Source organism: Methylobacterium sp. 77, from assembly GCF_000372825.1.
GTDB lineage: Bacteria > Pseudomonadota > Alphaproteobacteria > Rhizobiales > Beijerinckiaceae > Methylobacterium.
Genome location: NZ_KB910516.1, coordinates 2,407,979 through 2,430,460, shown reverse-complemented (window position 1 = coordinate 2,430,460; position 22,482 = coordinate 2,407,979). Strand labels below are relative to the sequence as shown.

Below are 22,482 nucleotides of genomic sequence, written 5' to 3'. Positions count from 1 at the left end.
CGGGCGATGACGGTCCCGTTTCCATCACGAGCAACCCGGCCAAACGCCTGCGTCGTCGCGCCGACCTTGCCAGCGTGCCTCAAACGACGCCACACTCTCTCCCCAGGCTGCAATTAGTCTGCACTGTCTTGCCGCACCGGCCCGTCCTTCGGGCGCCGTGGCGAACCGGGATCCAACGCATGACTTCAGGCACCACCCCGGCTGCGGCCACCTCCCTCGACGACGGTATCGTCGCGACCGCGGAGGCGTGTCTCGGTCAGGTGGGACTGGCGCGCGAGGCGATCCACAAGGTCATCTTTGGCCAGGAGACGGTGGTCGACCTCGCCCTCATCACCATTCTCGCCGGCGGCCACGGCCTCCTCGTCGGCCTGCCGGGCCTCGCCAAGACCAAACTCGTGGAGACGCTCGGCACCGTGCTGGGTCTCGACGCCCGCCGGGTGCAGTTCACCCCCGACCTGATGCCCTCCGACATTCTCGGCACCGAGATCCTCGACGAGGATCAGGACCGCCGCCGCTCGTTCCGCTTCGTGCGCGGCCCGGTCTTCACGCAATTGCTGATGGCCGACGAGATCAATCGCGCCAGCCCGCGTACCCAATCGGCACTGCTGCAGGCGATGCAGGAGAATTTCGTCTCGGTGGCCGGCGAGCGCCACGACCTGCCGCGCCCGTTCCACGTACTGGCGACGCAGAATCCGATCGAGCAGGAGGGCACCTATCCGCTGCCCGAGGCACAGCTCGACCGCTTCCTTCTGGAGATCGACGTCGGCTATCCCGATCGCGCCGCCGAGCGCCGTATCCTGATCGAGACCACCGGCATCGCCGACCATGCTCCGCAGGCGGTGATGTCCACCGACGCCCTTCTCACCGCCCAGCGCCTGGTCCGGCGCCTGCCCGTGGGCGACGCGGTGGTGGATGCGATCCTCGACCTCGTCCGCTCGGCCCGCCCGGAAGGGGGCGATCCCTCCCTGAAAGGCAAGCTGCTCTGGGGTCCTGGCCCCCGCGCCAGCCAGGCGCTGACGCTGGCGGTGCGCGCCCGCGCGCTGATCGAGGGCCGCGTCGCGCCCTCCATCGCCGACGTGAAGGCGCTCGCCGAGCCCGTGCTCAAGCACCGCATGGCGCTCAGCTTTGCGGCGCGCGCCGATGGCGAGACCATCCCCGGTCTCGTCGCCCAATTGGCCGCGAAGCTCTAGCCGGATGATCGCGACCCGGGTTCTCGACGCGACCCAGCGCAATCCTGGCCGACACGAGACTGAAGGTGCGCTCTCCCTCGCCGAACGGATGCCGCGACTGATCCTCGAATCGCGCCGCGTCTCCTCGACCCTCGCCCATGGCCTTCATGGCCGCCGCCGGGCGGGGCAGGGGGAGAGCTTCTGGCAGTTCCGGCCCTTCGTCGCGGGCGAGGCCGCGGCGCGGGTCGATTGGCGCCGCTCGGCCCGCGACGACCGGCTCTACGTCCGGGAGCGTGAATGGGAGGCGACCCACAACATCTGGTTCTGGATCGACCGTTCCGCTTCCATGGGGTTCTCATCGAGCCTCGGGCAGGGGCCGAAGGTGGAACGCGCGCTCGTGCTCGGCCTCGCCGTGGCCGATGCCCTGGTCGAGGGCGGCGAGCGGGCAGGACTCCTCGGTCTCACCCGCGCCACCGCCTCCCGCCGCATCGTCGAGACCATGGCCCACGCCCTCGTGGCGGACAAAGCCGGGCTCGAACAAGACATGCCGCCGCGCGCCGCGCCGGGGCGTTTCGACGAGGCCATCCTCATCGGCGATTTCCTCTCGCCGCTCGGCGACCTCCGCGAGGCGGTGGGCTCCCTCGCCGGGTCCGGCACGCGCGGTCATCTCGTCATGGTGGTCGACCCGGTGGAGGAGACCTTCCCCTTCGCCGGTCAGGCCGTCCTGCACGATCCCGAGACCCGGCAGAGCCTCGATATCGGTGACGCGGCGGCCTGGGGGGCCGCCTACCGCACGCGCATCGCCGCCCACCGCGACGGCCTCGCCGAGATCGCACGCGCCCAGGGCTGGACATTGACGATCCACCGCACCGATCGGCCGGCGAGCGAGGCGGCGCTTCGCCTCCTCACCCTGGTCGCCGCCGCGCGCGGCACGGGTTGAGGAGCATCGCGTGTTCGGATTGCCCCTGACCTTCGCCGCCCCCCTGGCCCTCGCTGCGCTGATCGCGCTGCCGGCCCTGTGGTACCTCCTGCGCGTGACGCCGCCGCGTCCGCAGCGCATCGAGTTTCCGCCCCTGCGGATCATGGCCGACCTCATCGGCAAGCGCGAGACGCCGGCGCGGACACCGCCCTGGCTGCTGATCCTGCGGATGATCGCAGCGGCCTGCCTGATCCTCGCGGTCTCCGGCCCGGTCTGGAATCCGTCCGGTATCGGCGCGACGTCGGGACGGACGCCGCTTCTCGTGATGCTCGATAACGGGTTCGCTGCCGCGCATGATTGGCGCGAGCGGATGCGTGTCGCCATCGACGAGATCGAGGCCGCCTCCCGGGACGGACGCCCAGTGGCGGTCATCGCCCTCGCCGACGCGCCGGCCGCCTTCGAAGCGAGAACGCCCGCCGCCGCCCTCGACCGGGTCCGGGCCGTCGCTCCCAGGTCCCATCTGCCCGACCGCGACGGGCATCTGTCCACCATCGCCGCCTTCCTAGACCGCGCCCCCGGATCGGCCGTGGTCTGGATCAGCGACGGGATTGCCGGCACCGGCGCCGACGCGTTCGGGAAGGGCCTGTCCGATGCGGTCAATAAGGCCGGCGCCCGGCTGACCATCCTGCGGGCGGACCAATCTCCGGCGCTCGCGCTGTCCGCGGCCGAAAGCGGGGGAAAGCTGACGGCCCGAGTGCTGCGCGCCTCGCCCAATGGCCGCGATTCCGGCCTCGTTCGCGCTCTCGATCAGAAGGGCCTCCCCCTCGCCGAGCACGATTTCCGTTTTTCCGATGGTGCGACCGAGGCCAAGATCGTGTTCGAGCTCCCGGTGGAGCTTCGCAACGGGATCAGCCGGCTGGAGATCGCGGCCGAGCGGTCCGCCGGCGCCGTGACGCTGATGGACGAGCGCGGCAAGCGCCGCCGCGTCGGCCTCGTCTTCGGCGGCACCAGCGATCAGGCCCAGCCACTTTTGGCCCCGACCTACTATCTCTCCCGCGCCCTGACGCCGTTCGCCGACGTGCAGGAAGCTCGCGGCGCTAAGGGGGTCGCCGATTCGGTGGGGCAGCTCCTCGACAATCAGGTCTCGGTGCTGGTGCTCGCCGATGTCGGCGCCCTCGACGAGCAGACGATGCGGCGCGTAGCGAAGTTCGTGGACGAAGGCGGCCTGCTGCTGCGCTTCGCGGGACCTCGCCTGGCGGCGGGCAACGACACCCTGGTCCCCGTCCGCCTTCGCCGTGGCGGCCGGACACTGGGCGGCACGCTGTCCTGGGACAGCCCCAAGACCCTGGCCGCCTTCGCGCCGGAGAGCCCCTTCGCCGGTCTGGTGCCGCCGGCCGATATCGGCGTGCGCCGCCAGATCCTGGCGGAGCCGGATGGGGACCTGCCGGGCCGGACCTGGGCCTCTCTCCAGGACGGCACGCCCATCGTCACCGCCGAGAAGCGCGGTCAGGGGCAGGTGGTCCTGTTCCACGTCACCGCCGACACGACGTGGTCGAACCTGCCGCTGTCGGGCCTCTTCATCGACATGCTGCGCCGGGTCGTCGCCCTCTCGGGGAGCACCTCGCCGAACGGAACCGAGGGTGCGGCGCGGCCGGCGGCCGCCGTGCTCGCCCCGCGCCTCACCCTCGACGGGTTCGGAGCGCTGGGCAGCCCGCCCGCCGGTGCCACGGCGGTGCCGGCCGATTACGGCGAGCGCGCGAGCCTCGAGCATCCGGCCGGGTTCTACGGCCCGGCCGATGGCGGCGTGGCGGTGAACGCCCTGCGGCCGGACGACCGGTTGAAGCCTCTCGACCTGGCTTCGCTGACCGATGCCCGCACCGGATCCCTCACCGGCGGAGACACACTCGACTTGCGCGCTACGCTGTTTACGCTGGCCCTGATGCTCCTGATCCTCGACACCCTCGCCGGTCTGTGGCTCGGCGGCCTGTTCAACCGTTCGCGCGGCGGCCTGTTCGGCCGTTTCGCCGGCCGGTCGGCTGCCATCCTCGTGCTGGCCGGGCTCGGCATGACGGCGCTCTCCAGCGGCCCGCATGCGCAGGAAGTGGCGCGGCCCAACACGTTCGACTCGGCGCTTGCCACCCGCCTCGCCTATATCGTCACCGGGGACGAGGCGACCGATACGGCGAGCCGGGCCGGGCTGAACGGCCTGACCCAGATGCTCGCGAGCCGCACGGCCCTGGAGCCGGGCGACCCGATCGGCATCGATCCGTCCAAGGACGAGCTTGCGTTCTATCCGATCATCTACTGGCCCATCGTCGCCAGCCGCCCGCAGCCGAGCGAGGCCGCGATCCGCCGGATCGACGCCTTCATGCGCAATGGCGGCACCGTCCTGTTCGACACCCGCGACGCGCTGACCGCGCGCCAGGGCGGTCCGCCGACGCCGGAGGCCGCCTATCTGCGCAAGATGCTGTCGACCCTCGAAGTGCCGGAACTGGAGCCGGTTCCCGCGGACCACGTGCTGACCAAGGCGTTCTATCTCGTCGACAGCTTCCCCGGTCGCTACGCCACCGGACAGACCTGGGTCGAGACCCTGCCGCCAGCCGGAGACGGTGCCGAGCGCCGTCCCGCCAGGGCCGGGGACGGTGTCTCCCCCATCGTCATCACCGGCAACGACCTCGCCGCCGCCTGGGCGGTTGGCAAGCGCGGCGAAGCGCTCTACCCGATCGTCGGCGGCGACCAGCGCCAGCGCGAGATGTCCTTCCGCGGCGGCATCAATCTCGTGATCTACACCCTCACCGGCAACTACAAGGCGGATCAGGTCCACGTGCCGGCGCTGCTCGAGCGGTTGGGGCAGTGATGGCCGTCGAGACGGCGCGCCCGCGAAGCATGCCCTCCCCCCTCTGCGGGGGAGGGATGTCGGCGGCGACGTTCTGCCCTTTCATCACTATGCCGGAGGCGGCTAGCCCATGCTGAGCCTCAGTTTCACACCCCTGGTGCCCTGGCCGGTCATCACCGGCCTCGGCGTCCTGGTGGCGATCTTCGTGGTCCTCGCCTTCGTCGCGCGCGGTCGCACCGCGATCCTGCGGGCGCTGGCGCTCGGTCTGGTGCTGCTGGCCATCGCCAACCCGGCCCTGGTGCGCGAGGATCGCGAGCCGGTGAAGGACATCGCCGCCATCGTCGTCGATCGCTCGGGGTCGCAGACGCTGGGCGACAGGCCGGCCATGACCGACGCCGTCCGGGCCGAATTGCAGCGCCGCTTCGGGGCGCTGACGAATATCGAGCCGCGCTTCATCGACGTGCCCGACGCCAAGGACGGCGATGACGGCACCAAGCTGTTCACCGCCCTGTCCCAGGGCCTCGCCGACGTGCCGCCGGACCGGCTCGCAGGCGTGGTGATGCTCACGGACGGCGTCGTCCACGACATCCCGGCCTCCGTCGCCGCACTCGGCATCAAGGCGCCGCTCCATGTCCTCGTCACCGGACATCCCGACGAGCGCGACCGGCAGATCAAGCTGATCGAGGCGCCGCGCTTCGGCATCGTCGGGCGCGATCTCACCATCCGCGCCGAGGTGATGGAGCGCGGCGGCACCGGCAGCGCCACCGTCACCGTGCGGAGGGACGGCGAGGAGATCGGACGCCGCACCTTCCCCACCGGCCAGCCGTTCTCGCTGACGACGAAGATCGAGCATGGCGGCCCCAACGTCGTGGAGATCGAGGTCGAGCCGCTGCCGGGCGAGTTGACCACGATCAACAACCGCGCGGTGCTGCCGATCGAGGGCATCCGCGAGAAGCTGCGCGTGCTCCTCGTCTCGGGCGAGCCGCACCAGGGCGAGCGCACCTGGCGCAACCTGCTGAAATCGGACGCCAACGTCGATCTCGTCCACTTCACCATCCTGCGTCCGCCGGAGAAGCAGGACGGCACGCCGATCTCCGAACTCTCGCTCATCGCCTTCCCGACGCGCGAGTTGTTCGTCCAGAAGATCAAGGATTTCGATCTCATCATCTTCGACCGCTACGCCAACCAGAGCGTGCTGCCCTCGGCCTATTTCGACAACATCGTCCGCTACGTCCGCGATGGCGGTGCGCTGCTCATCGCGGCGGGACCGGAATTCGCCTCGTCGGCGAGCCTCGCCCGCACGCGGCTCGCGCAGATCCTGCCGGGCGAGCCCAACGGGCGGGTGGTCGAGCAGCCTTACAAGGCGACGCTGACCGGCACCGGAACGCGCCATCCCGTCACCCGCGCGCTGCCGGGTTCGGACGCATCGCCCCCCGCCTGGGGCGACTGGCTGCGGATCGTCTCGGCGCAGACCAAGGCCGGAATCCAGCCGATCCTCCAGGGGCCGAACGCGCTGCCGCTCCTCGCTTTGTCGCGGGAGGAGAAGGGCCGCGTCGCCCTGCTTCTGTCGGACCATGCCTGGCTCTGGGCGCGCGGCTATCAAGAAGGCGGCCCGTATCTCGACCTGCTCCGTCGCCTCGGTCATTGGCTGATGAAGGAGCCGGCTCTCGAAGAGGAGGCCCTGCGGGCACAGACGACGGGGCATGGCCGCGAGGTCCGCGTCGAGCGCCAGACCATGGCCGAGACCGCCGAGCCCGTCACCGTGAAGGGGCCGACCGGACCGGAGCGGACGCTGACTCTCACTCAGGGCGAGCCCGGCCTGTTCTCCACCACCTTCGAGGCGACCGAACTGGGGCTGCACACCCTGCGCTCCGGCTCGCTCATCGCCTTCGTCAGCGTGGGGCCGCCCAATCCGCGCGAGCTGACCGACGTCTTCAGCGATACCGAGCGCCTGAAGGCCCTGGCCGAAGGCACGGGCGGGTCGATCCGCCGGATCGCCGATGCGGGCGGAAGCAATGTGGTGCCGCGCCTGCAATCCGTGCGCAGCGGGCGCCTCGCCGGTGCCGACTGGATCGGCTTCCGCCCTAGCGACAGCGCCGTCATCCGTGGCGTCGAGGTCTATCCCCTGGCCCTCGGCCTGTGGGCTCTGGTGGCCCTGGCCGGAGCGGTTCTGGCGATGTGGCTGGTCGAGGGACGGAGCGGGCGGGCGGCGTAGATCCTCGACCCTCCCCCCTCTGCGGGGGAGGGTGGTCGCGGAGCGACCGGGAGAGGGGCAGCGCGACATTCGGCACCGTGGCTTCCCTCATCCGACTTGGCTGCGAGCCACCTTCTTCCGCAGATGGGAAACGGATCGCGTCGCAGAAACGGCACTGGGTTCGGTCATGCCACCAACCGACCGCAGACCGCCTGCCTCTCCTCCTCGCAGAGAGAGGTCTGGAGGGCGTAGCTCCGATGCCCTCTCTCTCTGAGGATCATCCAACCGCCTTCGGCTCTTCCGCACGAGGGAGAAGGGTCAGCCTCGCGCCTCGCCGCCAAGGGTGGCGAGCGAACGGTCGGCGCTCACGATCCCCGACACCGTCCCGATGGCCCCCGGATGGAGTTCGAGCCAGAGGAAGCGCGACGGGTCCACCGGTCCGGGCGGGATCAGCCGGCCGGGCGGCACCGGGGTGAAGCCGAAACGGCGGTAATACGGCGCGTCGCCCACCAGCACGACGAGGCCATGGCCGCCGGCCCGCGCCGCATCGAGGCTCGCCCGCATCAGCGATCCGCCGATGCCGCGCTTCTCGAAGCTCGGATCGACGGTGAGCGGTCCCAGCACGAGAAGCGGACCGCCGGCTTGCGCCGGGCCGATCCGGAGGGATCCGACGAGGTAGGTGCCGACGAGCGCGGTGAAACAGAGATCGACCAGCGGCAGGGTGCCCTCGCGCAGGCGATAGGCGGTGCGGGCGAAGCGCCCCGGCCCGAAGGCGCGGGCATGCAGCCGATCGATGGCGTCGACATCTCCCGGCCGTTCGGGCCGGATGACCAGGGGAAGGCTGGTCATGTCGCGCGAGCGGAGAAATCGATGCGCGGATCGATCCAGGTGTAGATCAGGTCGGAGAGCAGGTTCATCGCCAGTCCCATCAGCGAGAAGATGTAGAGCGTGGCGAACACGATCGGGTAGTCGCGCCCGACGATGGAGGTGAAGGACAGGAGCCCCAGACCGTCGAGGGAGAAGATCGTCTCGATCAGCAGCGAGCCCGCGAAGAAGGCCGAGATGAAGGCGCCGGGAAAGCCCGCCACCACGATCAGCATGGCGTTGCGGAAGACGTGCCCGTAGAGGACGCGTCGCTCGGTGAGGCCCTTCATCCGCGCAGTCAGCACGTATTGCTTGCGGATCTCGTCGAGGAACGAGTTCTTGGTGAGCAGCGTCGAGGTGGCGAAGGCACCGAGCACCAGGGCGGTGAGCGGCAACGTCATGTGCCAGGCGTAATCGACGATCTTGCCCCAGAGGGTGAAGCTGTCGAAGCCTTCGCTGGTGAGCCCCCGGATCGGGAAGATCTGCAGGAACGAGCCGCCCGCGAACAGGATGATGAGGGCGATGCCGAACAGGAAGCTCGGGATGGCGTAGCCGATGATGACGATGCTCGAGGTCCACAGGTCGAAGCGCGATCCGTCCTTCACCGCCTTGCGGATGCCGAGCGGAATCGAGATCGCATAGGACAGGAGCGTCATCCACAGGCCGAGCGAGATCGAGACCGGCAGCCGCTCGCGGATCAGCTGCAGCACCGAGACATCGCGGAAGTAGCTCTTGCCGAAATCGAAGGTCGCGTAATCCCAGAGCATCTTGGCGAAGCGCTCGGGCGCCGGCTTGTCGAAGCCGAATTGCTGTTCCAGCTTCTTGATGAAGGCCGGGTCGAGCCCCTGCGCGCCACGATAGCGGGAACTCGCCTCCGAACCGCCGCCGGCGCTGCGCCCGCCTCCGCCGAGATCGCCGGCACCTCCCGTGACCCGCGACAGGCTGCCCTCGCCCTGTCCCTGCAGCTGCGCCAGCACGCGCTCCACCGGGCCGCCGGGCGCGAATTGCACGATCACGAAGGTGATGAGCATGATCCCGAAGATCGTCGGGACCATGAGGGCGATGCGGCGCAGGATGTAGGCGAGCACGTCTGGTCCTCAATTCCTGCCGATGCGCCGGGCCTTGTCGGCATCGTGCCACCAGATCGACGGCGCGCCGAGATCGTAGGCCGGCCCCGGCACGGGATGGTCGTAGACGTCCCACAGGGCGAGCCGGTGATCCGCCTTGTACCACATCGGAATCCAGTAGCGGCCCGACCGTAGCACACGGTCGAGGGCACGCGCGGCGGTGGTGAGATCGGTCCGCGAGGTCGCGTCGAGCACTTTGCCGATCAGCGCGTCCACCGTCGCGTTCGACACCCCGGCGAGATTGTCCGAGCCCGGCGTCGCGGCACTTGCCGATCCGTAGACCTGCCGCAGTTCCGGGCCGGGGGTCGGCCCGCTGCCGTAGCGGCGCGAGGTGACGTCGAAATCGAAATCCTTGAGCCGCGCCTGATACTGGGACGCGTCGACGCGACGGATGCCGGCCTTGATCCCGATCAGGCCGAGATTGCGGATGAAGGACTGGGTGTGTGGCTCAAGGCCGGGGTCCGCATCGAGGAACTCGATCTCCAGCGGCTTGCCGTTCGGCAGCTTGATGGTGCCGCCGTCGCGGGTGCAGCCCGCCTCGCGCAGGAGCGCCACGGCCCGGCTGAGCAGCGCCCGGTCCTGGCCGGACCCGTCGGAATGGGCCGGCTGCCACGCCTCCGCGAAGACCTCGTCGGGGAGGTCGGCGCGCATCGGGTCGAGGAGGGCGAGCTCGTCCGGCGAGGGTTTGCCGGTGGCCTTGAGGTCGGAATTCTCGAAGAACGAGGCGGTGCGGATATAGGCGCCGAACATCAGGTTCTTGTTCGCCCAGGGAAAATCGAAACACAGGCCGATCGCCTCGCGCACGCGGCGGTCGGCGAAGGCCTCGCGCCTCGTATTGATCCACCAGCCCTGCGTGCCCGAGGGGCGCGCATCCGGCACCACCTCCTTGCGCACCCGGCCCTCGCGGAAGGCTGGGAAGTCGTAGCCCGTCGCCCAGACGCGGGCGGTGAACTCCTCGCGGAAGGTGAAGATGCCGCTCTTGAACGCCTCGAAGGCCACCTGACGATCGCGGAAATACTCGTAACGGATCTGATCGAAATTGTTGTGGCCGATCATCACCGGCAAGTCGGCGGCCCAGTAATCCGCGACCCGTTCGAGCTCGATGAAACGGCCGGCCTCCAGGCGCCCGACCTTGTAGGGACCGGACCCCATCGGCGGCTCCAGGGTGGAGGCCTCGAAGTCGCGGCCGGCCTGATAGGCCTTCGAGAAGATCGGCAGCGTCGCGACGAACAGGGGCAGGTCGCGGCTGCGGCCCTTGTCGAAGCGCACGACCACGGTCTCGTCACCCTCGGCGACGGCCTCCGCCATGTCCCGGATGACCTGCGAGATCTCGGGATGCCCCTTCTCCTTCAGGAGCATCAGCGAGAAGGCGACATCGGCGGCGGTGAGGCGCGAGCCGTCGTGGAACCGCGCCTGGGGTCGAAGCGCAAAGCGGTAGGTGAGGCCGTCCTCGCTCGCTTCCACGTTGCGGGCGACGAGGCCGTAGAGCGCATCCGGCTCGTCCAGCGCCCGCACCATCAGCGAATCGAAAGTGAGGTTCATGCCGGCGGCGCCGTCGCCACGCAGGACGTAGATGTTGAGGGTGTTGAACGTGTCGTTGGCCTGGTTGCCGAGCGTCGATGAGAGCTGCGCGGTAAACCGGCCGCCGCGTGGGGCCGCCGGATCGACATAGTCGAAATGCCGGAGATCGACCGGGTATTTCAGCTCGCCGAAACTCGACATGCCGTGGCTTGGCCCGGCCGGGGCTGCGCGTGCCGGCCCTGGCAGGACGGTGGCGACACCGAGAACGCCGGCACCGACGACGAAGTCCCGGCGCGTCGGCGCGCCACTCACCGCGGCGCCCCGGTCTTGGCCGCGAGCGCCTCATCGTACCACCACGTGGTCGGGAAGCCGGAACTGCCGTAGAGCGGCAGGGTCGCCGGATGCGAGAACCGGTTCCAGCGCAGCGTCCTCGACACGTTCGAGGCCCATTGCGGCACCACGAAATTGTGGGACAGCAACACCCGGTCGAGGGCATGGGTCGCGGCGAGTACGCCGGGGCGGTCACGCGCGTAGATCACCTTCTCGACCAGCGTGTCGATGGCCGGGTCCTTGATCCCGATCAGGTTGCGCGACCCGGGCTTGTCGGCGGAGGCCGAGCCCCAATATTCGCGCTGCTCGTTGCCGGGCGAGAGCGACTGGCCCCAGGAGCTCGTGGTCACGTCGAAATCGAAGGCACGCAGCCGGTTCTGGTACTGCGCCTGATCGATGACGCGCAAAGTAGTTTGAATTCCGATGAGCTTGAGCTGGGCCGAGAACGGCAGGATCACCCGCTCGAACACGCTCTGGAATTCGAGGAACTCGACGGTGAGCGGCTCGCCGGTCTTCACGTTGGTCATCCGGCCGTCGCGCAGCTCGTAGCCGGCCTCCTTGAGCAGGCGCACCGCCTCGCGCAGGTTGCCGCGCACCGCATCCGGCGTGCCGTTCACCGGGTTGGTGTAGGGCGTCGTGAAGACGGAGGGCGGGACCTTGTCCTTCACGCCCTCCAGGATCGCCAGCTCCTCCCCTTGCGGCAGGCCGGAGGAGGCGAGTTCCGAGCCGAAATAATAGGAATCGATGCGCTTGTAGAGGCCGAAGAACAGCGAGCGGTTCATCTCCTCGAAATTCATGGCGAGGTTGAACGCGCGCCTCACCCGCTCGTCGGCGAACTTCGCCTTGCGGGTGTTGAAGACGAAGGCCTGCATGTTGCCGTTGCCGCGATCGGGGAATTCCTCCTTGACGAGGCGGCCCTCCTTCACGGCGGGGAAGTCGTCGTAGGCGGTCGCCCAGTTGCGGGCGATGTTCTCCGCGCGGAAATCGAACAGGTCGCCCTTCAGGGCCTCGATCAGCACCGTGGAATCGCGAAAATACTCGTTCCGCATCGTGCCGAAATTGTTGCGGCCGACATTCACCGGGAGGTTGGCGCCCCAATAATCGGCGACGCGCTCGTAGGTTGCGCTGCGACCCGGCTCGAACTTGGCGAGGCGATAGGGGCCGGAGCCGAGGGGGATCTCGAGCGTGGTCTGGGTGACGTCGCGCGGGCGGCCCTCGGCATCCTTGGCCGTCCACCAATGCTTGGGCAGCACGCGGAGCTGACCGAGCACCTGCGGCAATTCCCGATTGCCCTTCTCGGCGAAGGTGAAGGTGACATCGCGCGGGCCGGAAATCTCGCCCTTCGTCACGGTCTGATAATAGGCCGAATAGAACGGGCTGTTGGCCTTCAGCGTCTCGAAGGACCAGACCACGTCCTCGGGCGTGATCGGCGTGCCGTCGTGCCAGCGGGCATTCTCACGCAGGCGGTAGGTGACGGAGGAGAGGTCGTCGGCGAGCTTCACCCCCTCGGCGAGGAGTCCGTAGGAGGTGAACGGCTCGTCGGAGGATTCCGTCATGAGCGTATCGTAGATCTGCGCGATCCCGCTCTCGAGATCGCCCTTCAGGCCCGACACGACGAGGTTGAAATTGTCGAAGCCGCCCTGGGCTCCGAGGCGGACGAGGCCGCCCTTCGGCGCCTTCGGGTCCGCGTAATCGAACTGCTTGAAATCGGCCGGATATTTCGGCTCGCCCATCAGGGTCAGGGCATGGGCCCAGCCTTCGTCTTTTGCGGCGGCCCGCGCGTCACCGACGAAGCTGGCCAATGCGAGGGAGGCGGCGAAAAGGCGTCCGATCAGGGCTGTTCGCATCACGAGGCGACGGTCTCCCGTATTCCGTGGCCCATGCCATCGAGGGCGCGGGCGGGAAGTCCTTCTAGGACGTCGGGACAGGCCACGCCAAGCGGGCAAGCCTCCGGCGCGTCGGTTCAACGCGCCGGAGGGATCGGTATCGCGAATGACCTCAGACGGTCTGGACGCACTTCCCGTCGATCTCGGAGATCTTGGTGGCCCCGACCTGACGCATGATGGTCTCGAACTCACGCTGCATCAGGGTGAGAACCATCTCGACGCCCGGCTGGCCGAAGGCGGCCAGACCCCAGATATAGGGACGGCCGACGCAGACGGCGCTGGCGCCCAGCGCCAGGGCCTTCAGCACGTCGGTGCCACGGCGGAAGCCTCCGTCGATGAGGACCGGAATCTTGCCATTCACGGCGGCGACGACTTCCGGCAGGGCGCCGATCGTCGATTGCAGGCTCTCCTCGGCGCGGCCGCCATGGTTGGAGACGATGAGTGCATCGACCCCGTGGGTCAGGGCGATCTTGGCGTCTTCCTGGGTCATGATGCCCTTGAGGACGAGCTTGCCCTTCACGATGCCGCGCAGGCGCTTCACGTAATCCCAGGTCATGCCGGTGCCGTAGAGGTTCGTCACCTTCGACACGTCGATCTCGTCGAACATCGGCTTGCGGCTGACTTCGTTCTTGAAGCCCGGCGTGTGGCAATCGGTGCAGGTGCGGGTGTCGGTGCGACGCTCGCGGAACAGTGTCTCGGTGTTGCGGCCGCCCTGGCGATCGACGGTGAGGACGATGGCCGGAGCCCCGGCGGCCTCGGCGCGCTTCACCAGCTTCTCGGTCACCGACCAATCGTCGGTCGGGTAGAGCATGTACCAGACGGGCGCGCCGCGCTCCTTGATGACGTCCTCGATCGAGGTGCTGCCCACCGTCGACAGGATCATCTGGTGACCCTTCACCTTGCAGGCCCGCGCGGCCGCAGCCTCGGCCTCCGGATGGAAGGCACCGACGCTGCTCACCGGGGCCAGCGCGATCGGGCTCGCCCAGGTCTCGCCGAGGATCTTCACCGTGGTGTCGATCTTGCGCACGTCGATCAGGCGGCGGGCGCGAACGTGGATCTTGTCGAAATCGTCGCGGTTGGCCTTGAGCGTCTTGTCGGCATCGACGCCGCTGGCGAGGTAGCCGTAATGCGCGGGCGGCAGTTCCTTCTTGGCCACCGGTTCGAAATCGAACACGTTCAGGGCCTGGGCGGGGGAGGCGATGAGATCGCCGTTCATGACGGGCGCCTGGCGCAGCACGTCGTAGCTCTGGGCGACCGCCTCGGTCGTGCCGAGAGCCGCGATGCCCGCAAGTGCGCGGGCCGCGCTCGGGGCGAGCAACGGGCTGGCGGAAAAGAACTCCAATAGCTTCCGCCGGTGGATCGAGGTTTGTTCGTCCACTACATGCTTTCCAGCAACGCCGTTCGACATTCGCCCTGCTCTAATTTGCTTTGAAATGACACGACTACCTGCACCATTTCGATTGTGCAGCGCAACAACTGTTATAATTCTAATTCCAGAATCGATATTTGCAAGCGTGAGCATCGCCTCTCGGGAATCTGCAGTATTTCGTTCAAAATGCGACCTCCAGACGCTGCTCAGTCGGTAGAGTTGGTAGCATCAGGTCGCATCCAAGCGTTCACGATGGCGCGATCCGCACCGCTCGTTGCATCGCCGGATGAGGCGAATCGGGCCCTGTGTGGCACCGCAACATCGCCGATGCTGGGTCAATCCGCCCGCCAAAACGCAACAGGCCGGGACATGCCCGGCCTGTTCGACGATTCTGAAAAGAGAATTTCCGGCCGTCTTGGCCGCTACTGCGCGGGCTTCTCCGGCGGTGCGTCAGCCGGCTTCTCGTCGGACGCCTTCTGGTCCGCTGGCTTCTCGTCAGTCGGCTTTGCTTCGGCGGGCTTGGCTTCGGCGGGCTTGGCTTCGGCGGGCTTGGCTTCGGCGGGCTTGGCTTCCGCGGGCTTGGTATCCGCGGGCTTGGTATCCGCGGGCTTGGCTTCGGCAGGCTTGGCGTCCGTAGGCTTGGCTTCCGCGGGCTTGCCATCGGCAGATTTGGCGTCCGCAGGCTTCTCCTCGGCCGCAGCCTTCTCCACTGCCGGGAGGGCAGCGGGCGTGTCCGCGAGCGAGCGCAGATAGGTGATCACGTCGGCGCGCTCCTGCGGCGCCTGAATCCCCGCGAAGGCCATCTTCGTGCCGGGCACGTAGGCTTTCGGATTGGCGAGGAAGTGGTCGAGTTCGTCGTAAGTCCAGGTGCCGCCCTTTTCCTTCAGGGCAGCGGAATACTCGAAGCCGCTCTCATGCGCGCGCTGACGGTCGACGACGCCCCAGAGATGCGGGCCGACCTTGTTCGGTCCGCCCTTCTCGAAGCTGTGGCAGGCGGCGCATTTCTTGGCGGCACTCGTGCCCTTCTCGACGCTGGCACTGGCGAGGCGAACCGGAAGCGGCTCCGCCTTGGCCGCCGCGGGACCCGCGCCGCCGGCCGCCTCGGGCTGAGGCTCGGGCAGCGCGTAGCCGGCACTACCCGCCGGCTTCGGACTGTAGATCAACTCGGCGACGAATCCCGAACCCAGGGCGAGAAGGAGGGTGCCGAGTACGGCGCCCGCGACCTTGTTCAGCTCGAAAGAGTCCATTCTCGACAACTCCGGGGGCGTCCGCCGGTTGCGGCGTCAGGCGAGGCCCGGCGAGCGGATGCCCCGGACTCTGGAAATGTTCGAGGGTGAATAGCGGTACTGGGCCGACCTTGACAATGGCGGAGTGACGAGCCGCGTAGTCGCAGCGCCAAAGCTGTCATCGATCGCGGCATCCGGGTGACGATGACAACCGGGATCGGCCCTGCTAATCCGCCCCCTCGCTGGAGAAATCCGCCGGTCGATGTCAGATCCCCTCGTCCTGATCCCCGCACGCATGGCGGCCACGCGGCTGCCCGACAAGCCGATGGCCGACATCGCCGGCGAGCCGATGATCGTGCATGTCTGGCGCCGCGCCGTGGAGGCCGGCATCGGCCCCGTCATCGTGGCCACCGATTCCTCCGAGATCGTCGATGCGGTGGAGCGGGTCGGCGGCCTCGCCGTCCTCACCCGGGCCGACCACCCCTCGGGATCCGACCGCCTGGCCGAGGCCCTCGAGATCATCGATCCGCAGGGCAATCACGACGTCGTGGTCAACCTGCAGGGCGACCTGCCCACGATCGATCCGGCCGTCATCGGCGCAGCGATCCTGCCGCTCGCCGATCGCGCCGTGGATATCGCCACCCTCTGCGCCGTCATCACCCGCGACGAGGAGCGGCGCGACCCCAACGTGGTGAAACTCGTCGGCCATCATGTCGGGCCGAACCGCCTGCGCGCGCTCTATTTCACCCGGGCTGAGGCGCCCTGGGGCGAGGGGCCGCTGTTCCATCATATCGGGCTCTACGCCTATCGCCGCCGCGCGCTCACGCGCTTCATGGCCATGAAGCCGGGTGAACTCGAGACCCGTGAGAAACTCGAACAGCTCCGGGCGCTGGAAGCCGGTATGCGCATCGACGCCATGATCGTCGACGACCTGCCGCTCGGCGTCGACACCCCCGCCGACCTGGAGCGGGCGCGGGCCGTGCTCCAGGCCCGGCGCCTCAACTGACGAACCGAGTCATCGCGACCATGTCCATCACGCCTGATCCCAGCACCACGATCTCCTACCAGGGTGAGCCCGGCGCGAACTCGCACATCATCTGTGCCCAGGCCTATCCGGACTGGACACCGCTGCCCTGCGCCTCGTTCGAGGAGGCCTTCGCGGCGGTGAATGACGGCCGCGCCGCCCTGGCGATGATCCCGATCGAGAATTCCATCGCCGGCCGTGTCGCCGACATCCATCATCTCATCCCGACATCCGGCCTGCACATCGTGGCCGAGCACTTCCTGCCGATCCATTTTCAGCTGATGGCGCTTCCCGGCACGCCGATCGAAGCGATCAGGACGGTGCACAGCCACGTCCATGCCCTCGGCCAGTGCCGCAAGATCATCCGGCGGCTCGGGCTCAAGGCCGTGGTGGCAGGCGATACGGCGGGCGCGGCGCGCGAGGTCGCGGAGGTGGGCGATCCGAGCCGCGGCGCCCTGGCTCCGGCCATGGCCGCCGGTGTCTACGGGCTCGACATCCTCGCCCGCGACGTCGAGGACGAGAGCCACAACACCACCCGCTTCGTGGTGTTCTCCGAGAAGGAAGCGGTCGTCCCGCAGGATTCCGGCCCCACGGTGACGAGCTTCATCTTCCGCGTCCGCAACATCCCTGCGGCGCTCTACAAGGCGCTCGGGGGCTTTGCCACCAACGGCGTCAACATGTCGAAGCTCGAGAGCTACATGGTCGAGGGCCAGTTCTCGGCGACGCAGTTCTATGCCGAGGTCGACGGCCACCCCGAGGATCCGGGCCTCGCCCGCGCGCTCGAGGAACTCGCTTATTTCTCGCGCGAGCTGCGCATCATCGGCACCTATCCCGCCCATCCCTTCCGCGAGACGACGCGGCTGGCGGCGGAGTAGGGGGCTATTCCCGCTTGATCACCCGATCGACCAAGAGGTCCGACCAGAAACCCGGCCGGAAGTCGCGCTTCAGGGCTTCAGGTTCGTAGACCGTCTCGACCCAGGTCAGGAAATCCATCCCCCTGGCCTCGCCCTCCCGCAGGTAGAGGTCGAAGAACGCGTCGAGGATCCCGGTCTTGGCGAAGCGGAAATGGCCGTAGCGGGCCGAGAGCTGCCCCATCGCCTCGGAGACCGGCACGCGCTCGTGCAGGATGAGGTAGAGCGCGGCGCCCAGGCCGGCGCGGTCGGCCCCCGACTTGCAATGCATCATCGCGGGATACTGGACGCTGTCGAAGAAGGCCTTGGCGCCGAGGATCGTCTCCTTCGACGGTGCCTCGCGTGAGCGCAGCACGAATTCCACCAGTTCCAGCCCCTGCTGCGCGCAGGCTTCGCGCTGGAGCGGCCAGGAACCGTGCTCTCGGCCGCCGCGGAGGGAGATCACCGTACGCACGCCCTGGCGCCGGAACCAGGCCAGCTGGTGCGGCGTCGGCTGGGCCGAGCGCCAGATCTTGCCGGTGCCGATCTTGTGCCGGTTGAGATAGGCGAGACGGAAAACGCCGTGATCCACCAGCAGCATGTTGGCCCAGGCCCGCATGCGCGCGCCCCGGCCGGCGATCGGCTGCTCGAAGCGGGCGATCCGCGCCATGCGCCGGGCATAGCGGATCTCGGGCTTGATGAATCTGTTGAACACGGGTGGCGGCAAGGACCGGTCGAGGGGAGGGAGTTGCGGCTCTAACAGCCGGAGCGGCGTCGGGCAAACCTATGATGCCAAATGGACCCATACCGAGCTTTCGAAACTCCCGTGGCGAAACTCGGCATCCGGCTTGCCTTCATCATGCCTGCATCGTGCATTTCGATGCGAGATCGTTCCCGTTTCCAACGAGCGTAGGGACAGTCATGAGAACGAGCACCACCAGCATCCGCCGCGCCCGTTCGGGAGACGCCGATCGGTTGAGTGACGTCTTCGACGAATCGTGGAGGGAAGCGTATCGCGGCATCATCCCCGGCCTCTCGCTGGAGCGGATGATCTCCCAACGCTCCTCGCAATGGTGGCTCGGCGCGGCCCAGCGCAATCGTCCCCTGGTCGTCGTCGAGACCGGCGAGGAAGTGGTGGGATACGCGATCTACGGGCAGGCTCGGGGAAGCGCGCTCAAGGCCTCCGGCGAGGTCGACGAGCTCTACATCCTTCCCGCCTATCAGGGGCTCGGTCTCGGGCGACGGCTGTTCCGGGCGATCCGCAACGATCTCGCCGATCACGGCCTGACGCGGATCGGTGTCTGGACCCTGGCGGGAAACGAGCGGGCCTGCGACTTCTATGCCGGTCTCGGCGGCAAGCGGGTGGCGGAGGCCGTCGACCGCATGGCCGGCGCTGTCCTTCCCAAGGTGGCCTACCGCTTCGAGTGAGTCATCGCGGGCGAGCGGACCGACATCCGCGCGTCCGGGCTCTCGCTCTTCATGGAACCCCGGCAGCGGGGCAGTTCGTTGATCCGATGGTCGGAGCCGGCCGTTCCCATATGGTGGGACCGCGCCGCCGCTCCCTCCTTCCGGATCAAGGAACACAATGACCGCCAGCCAGCAGGACGCGTCTCGCCAGGATTGCACGGCGCAGGACTGGGACGATCGCGTCACGCGCCTCACCGAGAAGCTCCCCGATAAGTTGCGCCATGCGATCGACTGGTTGCGGGTGCCCTCCCGCCGCTGGGTCCGGATCGGCGCGGCGATCCTGTTCATTCTCGGAGGGATCTTCTCGATCCTGCCGGTGCTCGGTTTGTGGATGCTGCCGGTCGGTCTGGCACTACTCAGCCAGGACGTGCCGGCGCTCAAGATTCCGCTCGAACGATCCGCTCGCTGGTGCGAGGGCGTCTGGAACCGCTGGTTCGGCGCGCGCGACGGGAAATCCTGATGCGGCCCACGGGCCCCCGATCGACCGAACGGTGCGACGGATTCCATGCTTTGCAACCGGGACCATGGCTTTGCAACCGGGACCATGTCGCCCCGGTTACGGTTCCCGCAAAAGCTCGGCGCATCGTACTAAGGTCGATTTCCTTTATGTCGGAAGGGATTTAAGAGACGCCGAAACAGCGCTCAGAGTTGTTGCAGGCCCGGAGAGGACCCCATGATCATCGATTCCGTCTCGATTGGAAAAAACCCGCCGGAAGACGTCAACGTCATCATCGAGGTGCCGATCGGCGGCGATCCGATCAAGTACGAGATGGACAAGGAATCCGGCGCCCTCGTCGTCGACCGCTTCCTCTATACCGCGATGCATTATCCGGGGAATTACGGATTCATCCCCCACACCCTGTCGGGTGACGGCGATCCCTGCGACGTTCTCGTGGCCAATACGCGCGCCATCGCTCCGGGTGCGATCATCAGCGTGCGCCCGGTCGGCGTCCTGGTGATGGAGGACAATGCCGGCGAGGACGAGAAGATCATCGCGGTGCCGTCCCGTCACCTCACCATGCGCTACGACCGGATCGAGAATTACACCGACCTGCCGGACATCACGGTCCAGCAGATCCAACACTTCTTCGAGCACTACAAGGATCTGGAGCCCGGCAAGTGGGTGAAGATCAAGCGCTGGGGCGACAAGGCCGAGGCGCACCGCCTGATCCACGAAGGCATCGAGCGCGCCAAGGCCGAGAAGGCCTGAGACTAAGTTCCGTCACAAGGCCTCGCCCCGCATCAGTCTGGGCGAGGCCCCTCGCGAGGCGGAGGCCTCGCCGATGAAGAGCGACTTCAAGCCGGGCAGCTTGTCGACGAGCCCGAGACCGAGATCGCGCACGAGCCGCACCGGCAGCAGATCGTTCGAGAACAGACGGTTCAATCCGTCGGTCGCGGCCGCCATGGCGAGCGTATCAAAGCGGCGGCTTCGCTCGTAGCGCCGGAGCACATCCTTCGATCCAGGATCGAGACCGAGACGCAGGGCCTCGGTGATCTCTTCCGCCAAAGCGGCGGCATCGGCGAGTCCGAGGTTGAGACCCTGGCCGGCGATGGGATGGATGACGTGCGCCGCATCGCCGAGCAGGGCGAGACGCTCGCCCCGGAAGCTTCGCGCGATGCCGAGGGAGAGCGGATGGGCGCTCGGCCCGTCCTCGATGACGAGGCGGCCGAGATTGAGCCCGAACCGACGCTCGATCTCGCTCAGCGTGTCCTCCCGGCTTCCGCCGATCAGCGCCTCGACATCCGCCTCCCTCTCCGTCCAGACGATGGAGGAGCGGTGCCCCAGGGTGCCGCCATCGACGAGAGGCAGGATCGCGAAGGGGCCGCTCGGCAGGAAGTGCTCATAGGCCCGGCCGCCATGCGGACGTTCATGCCCGATCGTGGCGACGATACCCCTCTGGGGATAGGAGCGACCGACCCATCCGATCCCGGCGGCCTCGCGCAGGCGCGACCGCGCACCATCCGCGGCCACGAGGAGGCTCGCGCTCGTCTCGCGTCCGTCGGAAAGGGACATGGCGATGCTGCCCCCGCTCGCCTGCGCGTGGCGGATGCCGACCGGTTCGAGGGCGACGCCGCAGGCCGTCGATGCCGAAAGCAGGGCGCCCACCAGGAATTCGGCCTCGACCATATGTGCGAAGGGCTCGCCCGACAGAGGCCCGTCGCCTTCGGCCGCCCCATCCTGCCCGAACGTCAGGAAGACGGGACGGACCGGGTCCTTCACCCGGCTGTCGCTGATCGCCATGTCGAGGATCGGCTCCGCCGCATGGGCCACCTCGCTCCAGATCCCGAGGCACGCCAGCATCCGCCGGCCCCCGGCGGCCACGGCGAAGGCTCGCCCGCGATGGCGCATGGCGGCCGTATCGAGTCCCGGATCACAGACGGTCACGTCCAGGGCATCGCCATGGGTCCGGCGCAGAGCCAGCGCCAGGCTGAGACCGGGAATGCCGCCGCCGGCGACGACCACCTTGCGGCGCGCCAATCCTTGCGTCGATCGGCCCATGCTCTTCACCTCGTACCCATCTGCGTCGGCTTCGGTCGCTCGGGAATCGGAGTGGCACCCCGCGCCGCCTGAGGCAACGCATGAGTGGGAAAGTCGGCGTGCGATCGTGACTGCGGATCGTCCGGATTCGGCGCACGAGCCTTGCCTTCCCGAGCGAGCTATGGCGATGCCATTCTCCGTGACTGCATGATGCAGGTTCGCAGCGCCATCCTTGCCCGGCGAAAGGCCCGCATGACCGGATCCGTCGACGAACTCCTCGCCTGCCTCGACCTCGCCCCCCTCGACGACGATCTGTTCCGGGGGCAGAGCATCCAGACCGGCTGGTTCCGGGTCTTCGGCGGCCAGGTTCTCGGGCAGGCCCTGGTCGCCGCGTCGCGGACGGTGGAGGGGAGCCGTCCGCCACACTCCCTCCATGCCTATTTCATCCTCGGCGGCGACCCGGCCGCATCGATCGACTATGCGGTGGAGCGTATCCGCGACGGGCGCAGCTTCGCGACGCGCCGGGTCGTGGCTCATCAGCACGGACGCGCGATCTTCGCCATGTCGGCCTCCTTCCACAGCGAGGAGGAGGGAGTTTCTCATCAGATCGCCATGCCGGACGTCCCGGAGCCGGAGGCGCTGCTGGACGCGCCCGCTCTCGCCGCCCGGGCGGGACCGTCGATCCCGAAGACGATGCGCGCCTATCTCAGTCGCGCCACGCCGATCGAGCTACGGCCGGTCGAGGTGCAGCGGTACATGTCGCGCGCGCCGCGCGAGCCGCGCTTCCATGTCTGGTTCCGGGCCGGGGAGCGCCTGCCGGACGATCCCGCCATCCATCGCGCCGTCCTCGCCTACGCGTCCGACCTCATGCTTCTCGACGCCACGCTGATCCCGCACGGAAGGACCGTGTTCGACCCGACGATCCAATCCGCCAGCCTGGATCACGCCCTCTGGTTCCACCGCCCCTTCCGCGCCGACGACTGGCTTCTCTACGTACAGGAGAGCCCGGTCGCCTCCGGAGCGCGCGGATTCGCGAGGGGATCGATCTTCACGCGGGACGGGAAGCTCGTGGCCTCGGTCGCGCAGGAGGGGCTGATCCGCCCGATCGGCGATGAAACGGCGGGCTCGCCCTGAGCTATGCTTTATGCACCGTCACTTTGATTAGAATATCATCTGAATGA

The 22,482-nt window shown here is 68.1% G+C and carries 18 protein-coding genes; 10 read left to right on the top strand and 8 right to left on the bottom strand.

Translation table 11 applies throughout. The annotated features are described in order from the left end of the window. The first annotated feature begins 179 nt into the window (after positions 1-179). The 4 genes from A3OK_RS0111560 to A3OK_RS0111545 all read left to right on the top strand — a co-directional run bounded on the left by A3OK_RS0111560 (position 180) and on the right by A3OK_RS0111545 (position 7,139). Positions 180-1,190, top strand: coding sequence for a MoxR family ATPase (locus A3OK_RS0111560; RefSeq protein WP_019905027.1), 1,011 nt, complete (start codon positions 180-182; stop codon positions 1,188-1,190). Positions 1,191-1,194: 4 nt separating this feature from the next. Further along, positions 1,195-2,109: a DUF58 domain-containing protein gene (locus A3OK_RS0111555; protein ID WP_019905026.1), complete on the top strand. Its 915-nt coding sequence runs from the start codon at positions 1,195-1,197 to the stop codon at positions 2,107-2,109. Between the two features lie 10 nt (positions 2,110-2,119). Next, on the top strand, positions 2,120-4,945 hold the full coding sequence (locus tag A3OK_RS0111550; protein ID WP_019905025.1) for a DUF4159 domain-containing protein: 2,826 nt from the start codon (positions 2,120-2,122) through the stop codon (positions 4,943-4,945). A 109-nt stretch (positions 4,946-5,054) separates the two neighbouring features. Beyond that, the gene (locus A3OK_RS0111545) at positions 5,055-7,139 is read left to right on the top strand and encodes a membrane protein (RefSeq protein WP_019905024.1); all 2,085 of its coding nucleotides are present in this window, start codon (positions 5,055-5,057) and stop codon (positions 7,137-7,139) included. 297 nt (positions 7,140-7,436) lie between these two features. On the opposite strand, the gene A3OK_RS22710 is transcribed toward A3OK_RS0111545, so the two are convergent. From A3OK_RS22710 to A3OK_RS24725, 6 genes are all read right to left on the bottom strand, one after another. Beyond that, positions 7,437-7,967 (bottom strand): N-acetyltransferase, encoded by a 531-nt coding sequence (locus A3OK_RS22710; protein ID WP_019905023.1) that lies wholly within the window; start codon positions 7,965-7,967, stop codon positions 7,437-7,439. Further along, positions 7,964-9,070, bottom strand: coding sequence for a microcin C ABC transporter permease YejB (locus tag A3OK_RS0111535; protein ID WP_019905022.1), 1,107 nt, complete (start codon positions 9,068-9,070; stop codon positions 7,964-7,966). Before A3OK_RS0111535 ends, A3OK_RS22710 begins: the two co-directional genes overlap by 4 nt. Before the next feature lie 9 nt (positions 9,071-9,079). Continuing rightward, entirely contained in the window at positions 9,080-10,942 is a 1,863-nt protein-coding gene (locus A3OK_RS0111530) for an extracellular solute-binding protein (protein ID WP_019905021.1), read from the bottom strand. Continuing rightward, positions 10,939-12,807: an extracellular solute-binding protein gene (locus A3OK_RS0111525; RefSeq protein ID WP_019905020.1), complete on the bottom strand. Its 1,869-nt coding sequence runs from the start codon at positions 12,805-12,807 to the stop codon at positions 10,939-10,941. The genes A3OK_RS0111530 and A3OK_RS0111525 overlap by 4 nt, the downstream gene beginning before the upstream one ends. A 151-nt stretch (positions 12,808-12,958) precedes the next feature. Then, positions 12,959-14,224, bottom strand: coding sequence for an alpha-hydroxy acid oxidase (locus A3OK_RS0111520; protein WP_026597173.1), 1,266 nt, complete (start codon positions 14,222-14,224; stop codon positions 12,959-12,961). A gap of 413 nt (positions 14,225-14,637) precedes the next feature. After that, positions 14,638-15,462: a c-type cytochrome gene (locus A3OK_RS24725; RefSeq protein WP_019905018.1), complete on the bottom strand. Its 825-nt coding sequence runs from the start codon at positions 15,460-15,462 to the stop codon at positions 14,638-14,640. Between the two features lie 241 nt (positions 15,463-15,703). On the opposite strand from A3OK_RS24725, the gene A3OK_RS0111510 reads away from it, so the two are divergent. Continuing rightward, complete coding sequence (locus tag A3OK_RS0111510) at positions 15,704-16,447, top strand: 3-deoxy-manno-octulosonate cytidylyltransferase (protein WP_019905017.1); 744 nt, start codon at positions 15,704-15,706, stop codon at positions 16,445-16,447. Positions 16,448-16,467: 20 nt separating this feature from the next. Beyond that, positions 16,468-17,340: a prephenate dehydratase gene (locus A3OK_RS0111505; protein WP_019905016.1), complete on the top strand. Its 873-nt coding sequence runs from the start codon at positions 16,468-16,470 to the stop codon at positions 17,338-17,340. A gap of 4 nt (positions 17,341-17,344) precedes the next feature. On the opposite strand, the gene A3OK_RS0111500 is transcribed toward A3OK_RS0111505, so the two are convergent. Continuing rightward, positions 17,345-18,070, bottom strand: coding sequence for a tyrosine-protein phosphatase (locus A3OK_RS0111500; RefSeq protein ID WP_019905015.1), 726 nt, complete (start codon positions 18,068-18,070; stop codon positions 17,345-17,347). A 206-nt stretch (positions 18,071-18,276) separates the two neighbouring features. Here A3OK_RS0111500 and A3OK_RS0111495 point away from each other — a divergent pair, with 206 nt between their 5' ends. From A3OK_RS0111495 to ppa, 3 genes are all read left to right on the top strand, one after another. Beyond that, entirely contained in the window at positions 18,277-18,783 is a 507-nt protein-coding gene (locus tag A3OK_RS0111495) for a GNAT family N-acetyltransferase (protein ID WP_019905014.1), read from the top strand. Positions 18,784-18,940: 157 nt separating this feature from the next. Further along, positions 18,941-19,282, top strand: a complete 342-nt coding sequence (locus tag A3OK_RS0111490) for a hypothetical protein (RefSeq protein WP_019905013.1) — start codon at positions 18,941-18,943, stop codon at positions 19,280-19,282. Between the two features lie 213 nt (positions 19,283-19,495). Next, a complete protein-coding gene (gene ppa, locus A3OK_RS0111485) occupies positions 19,496-20,032 on the top strand; it encodes an inorganic diphosphatase (RefSeq protein WP_019905012.1) in 537 nt (178 codons plus the stop codon). Between the two features lie 12 nt (positions 20,033-20,044). On the opposite strand, the gene A3OK_RS0111480 is transcribed toward ppa, so the two are convergent. Then, a complete protein-coding gene (locus tag A3OK_RS0111480) occupies positions 20,045-21,322 on the bottom strand; it encodes an FAD-dependent monooxygenase (protein WP_026597172.1) in 1,278 nt (425 codons plus the stop codon). A 231-nt stretch (positions 21,323-21,553) separates the two neighbouring features. Between A3OK_RS0111480 and tesB the strand changes: the two genes are divergently transcribed. Beyond that, positions 21,554-22,435 carry an acyl-CoA thioesterase II gene (tesB, locus tag A3OK_RS0111475; protein WP_026597171.1) on the top strand — a complete coding sequence of 294 codons (882 nt, stop codon included), beginning with the start codon at positions 21,554-21,556 and terminating at the stop codon, positions 22,433-22,435. Positions 22,436-22,482: the final 47 nt, after the last annotated feature.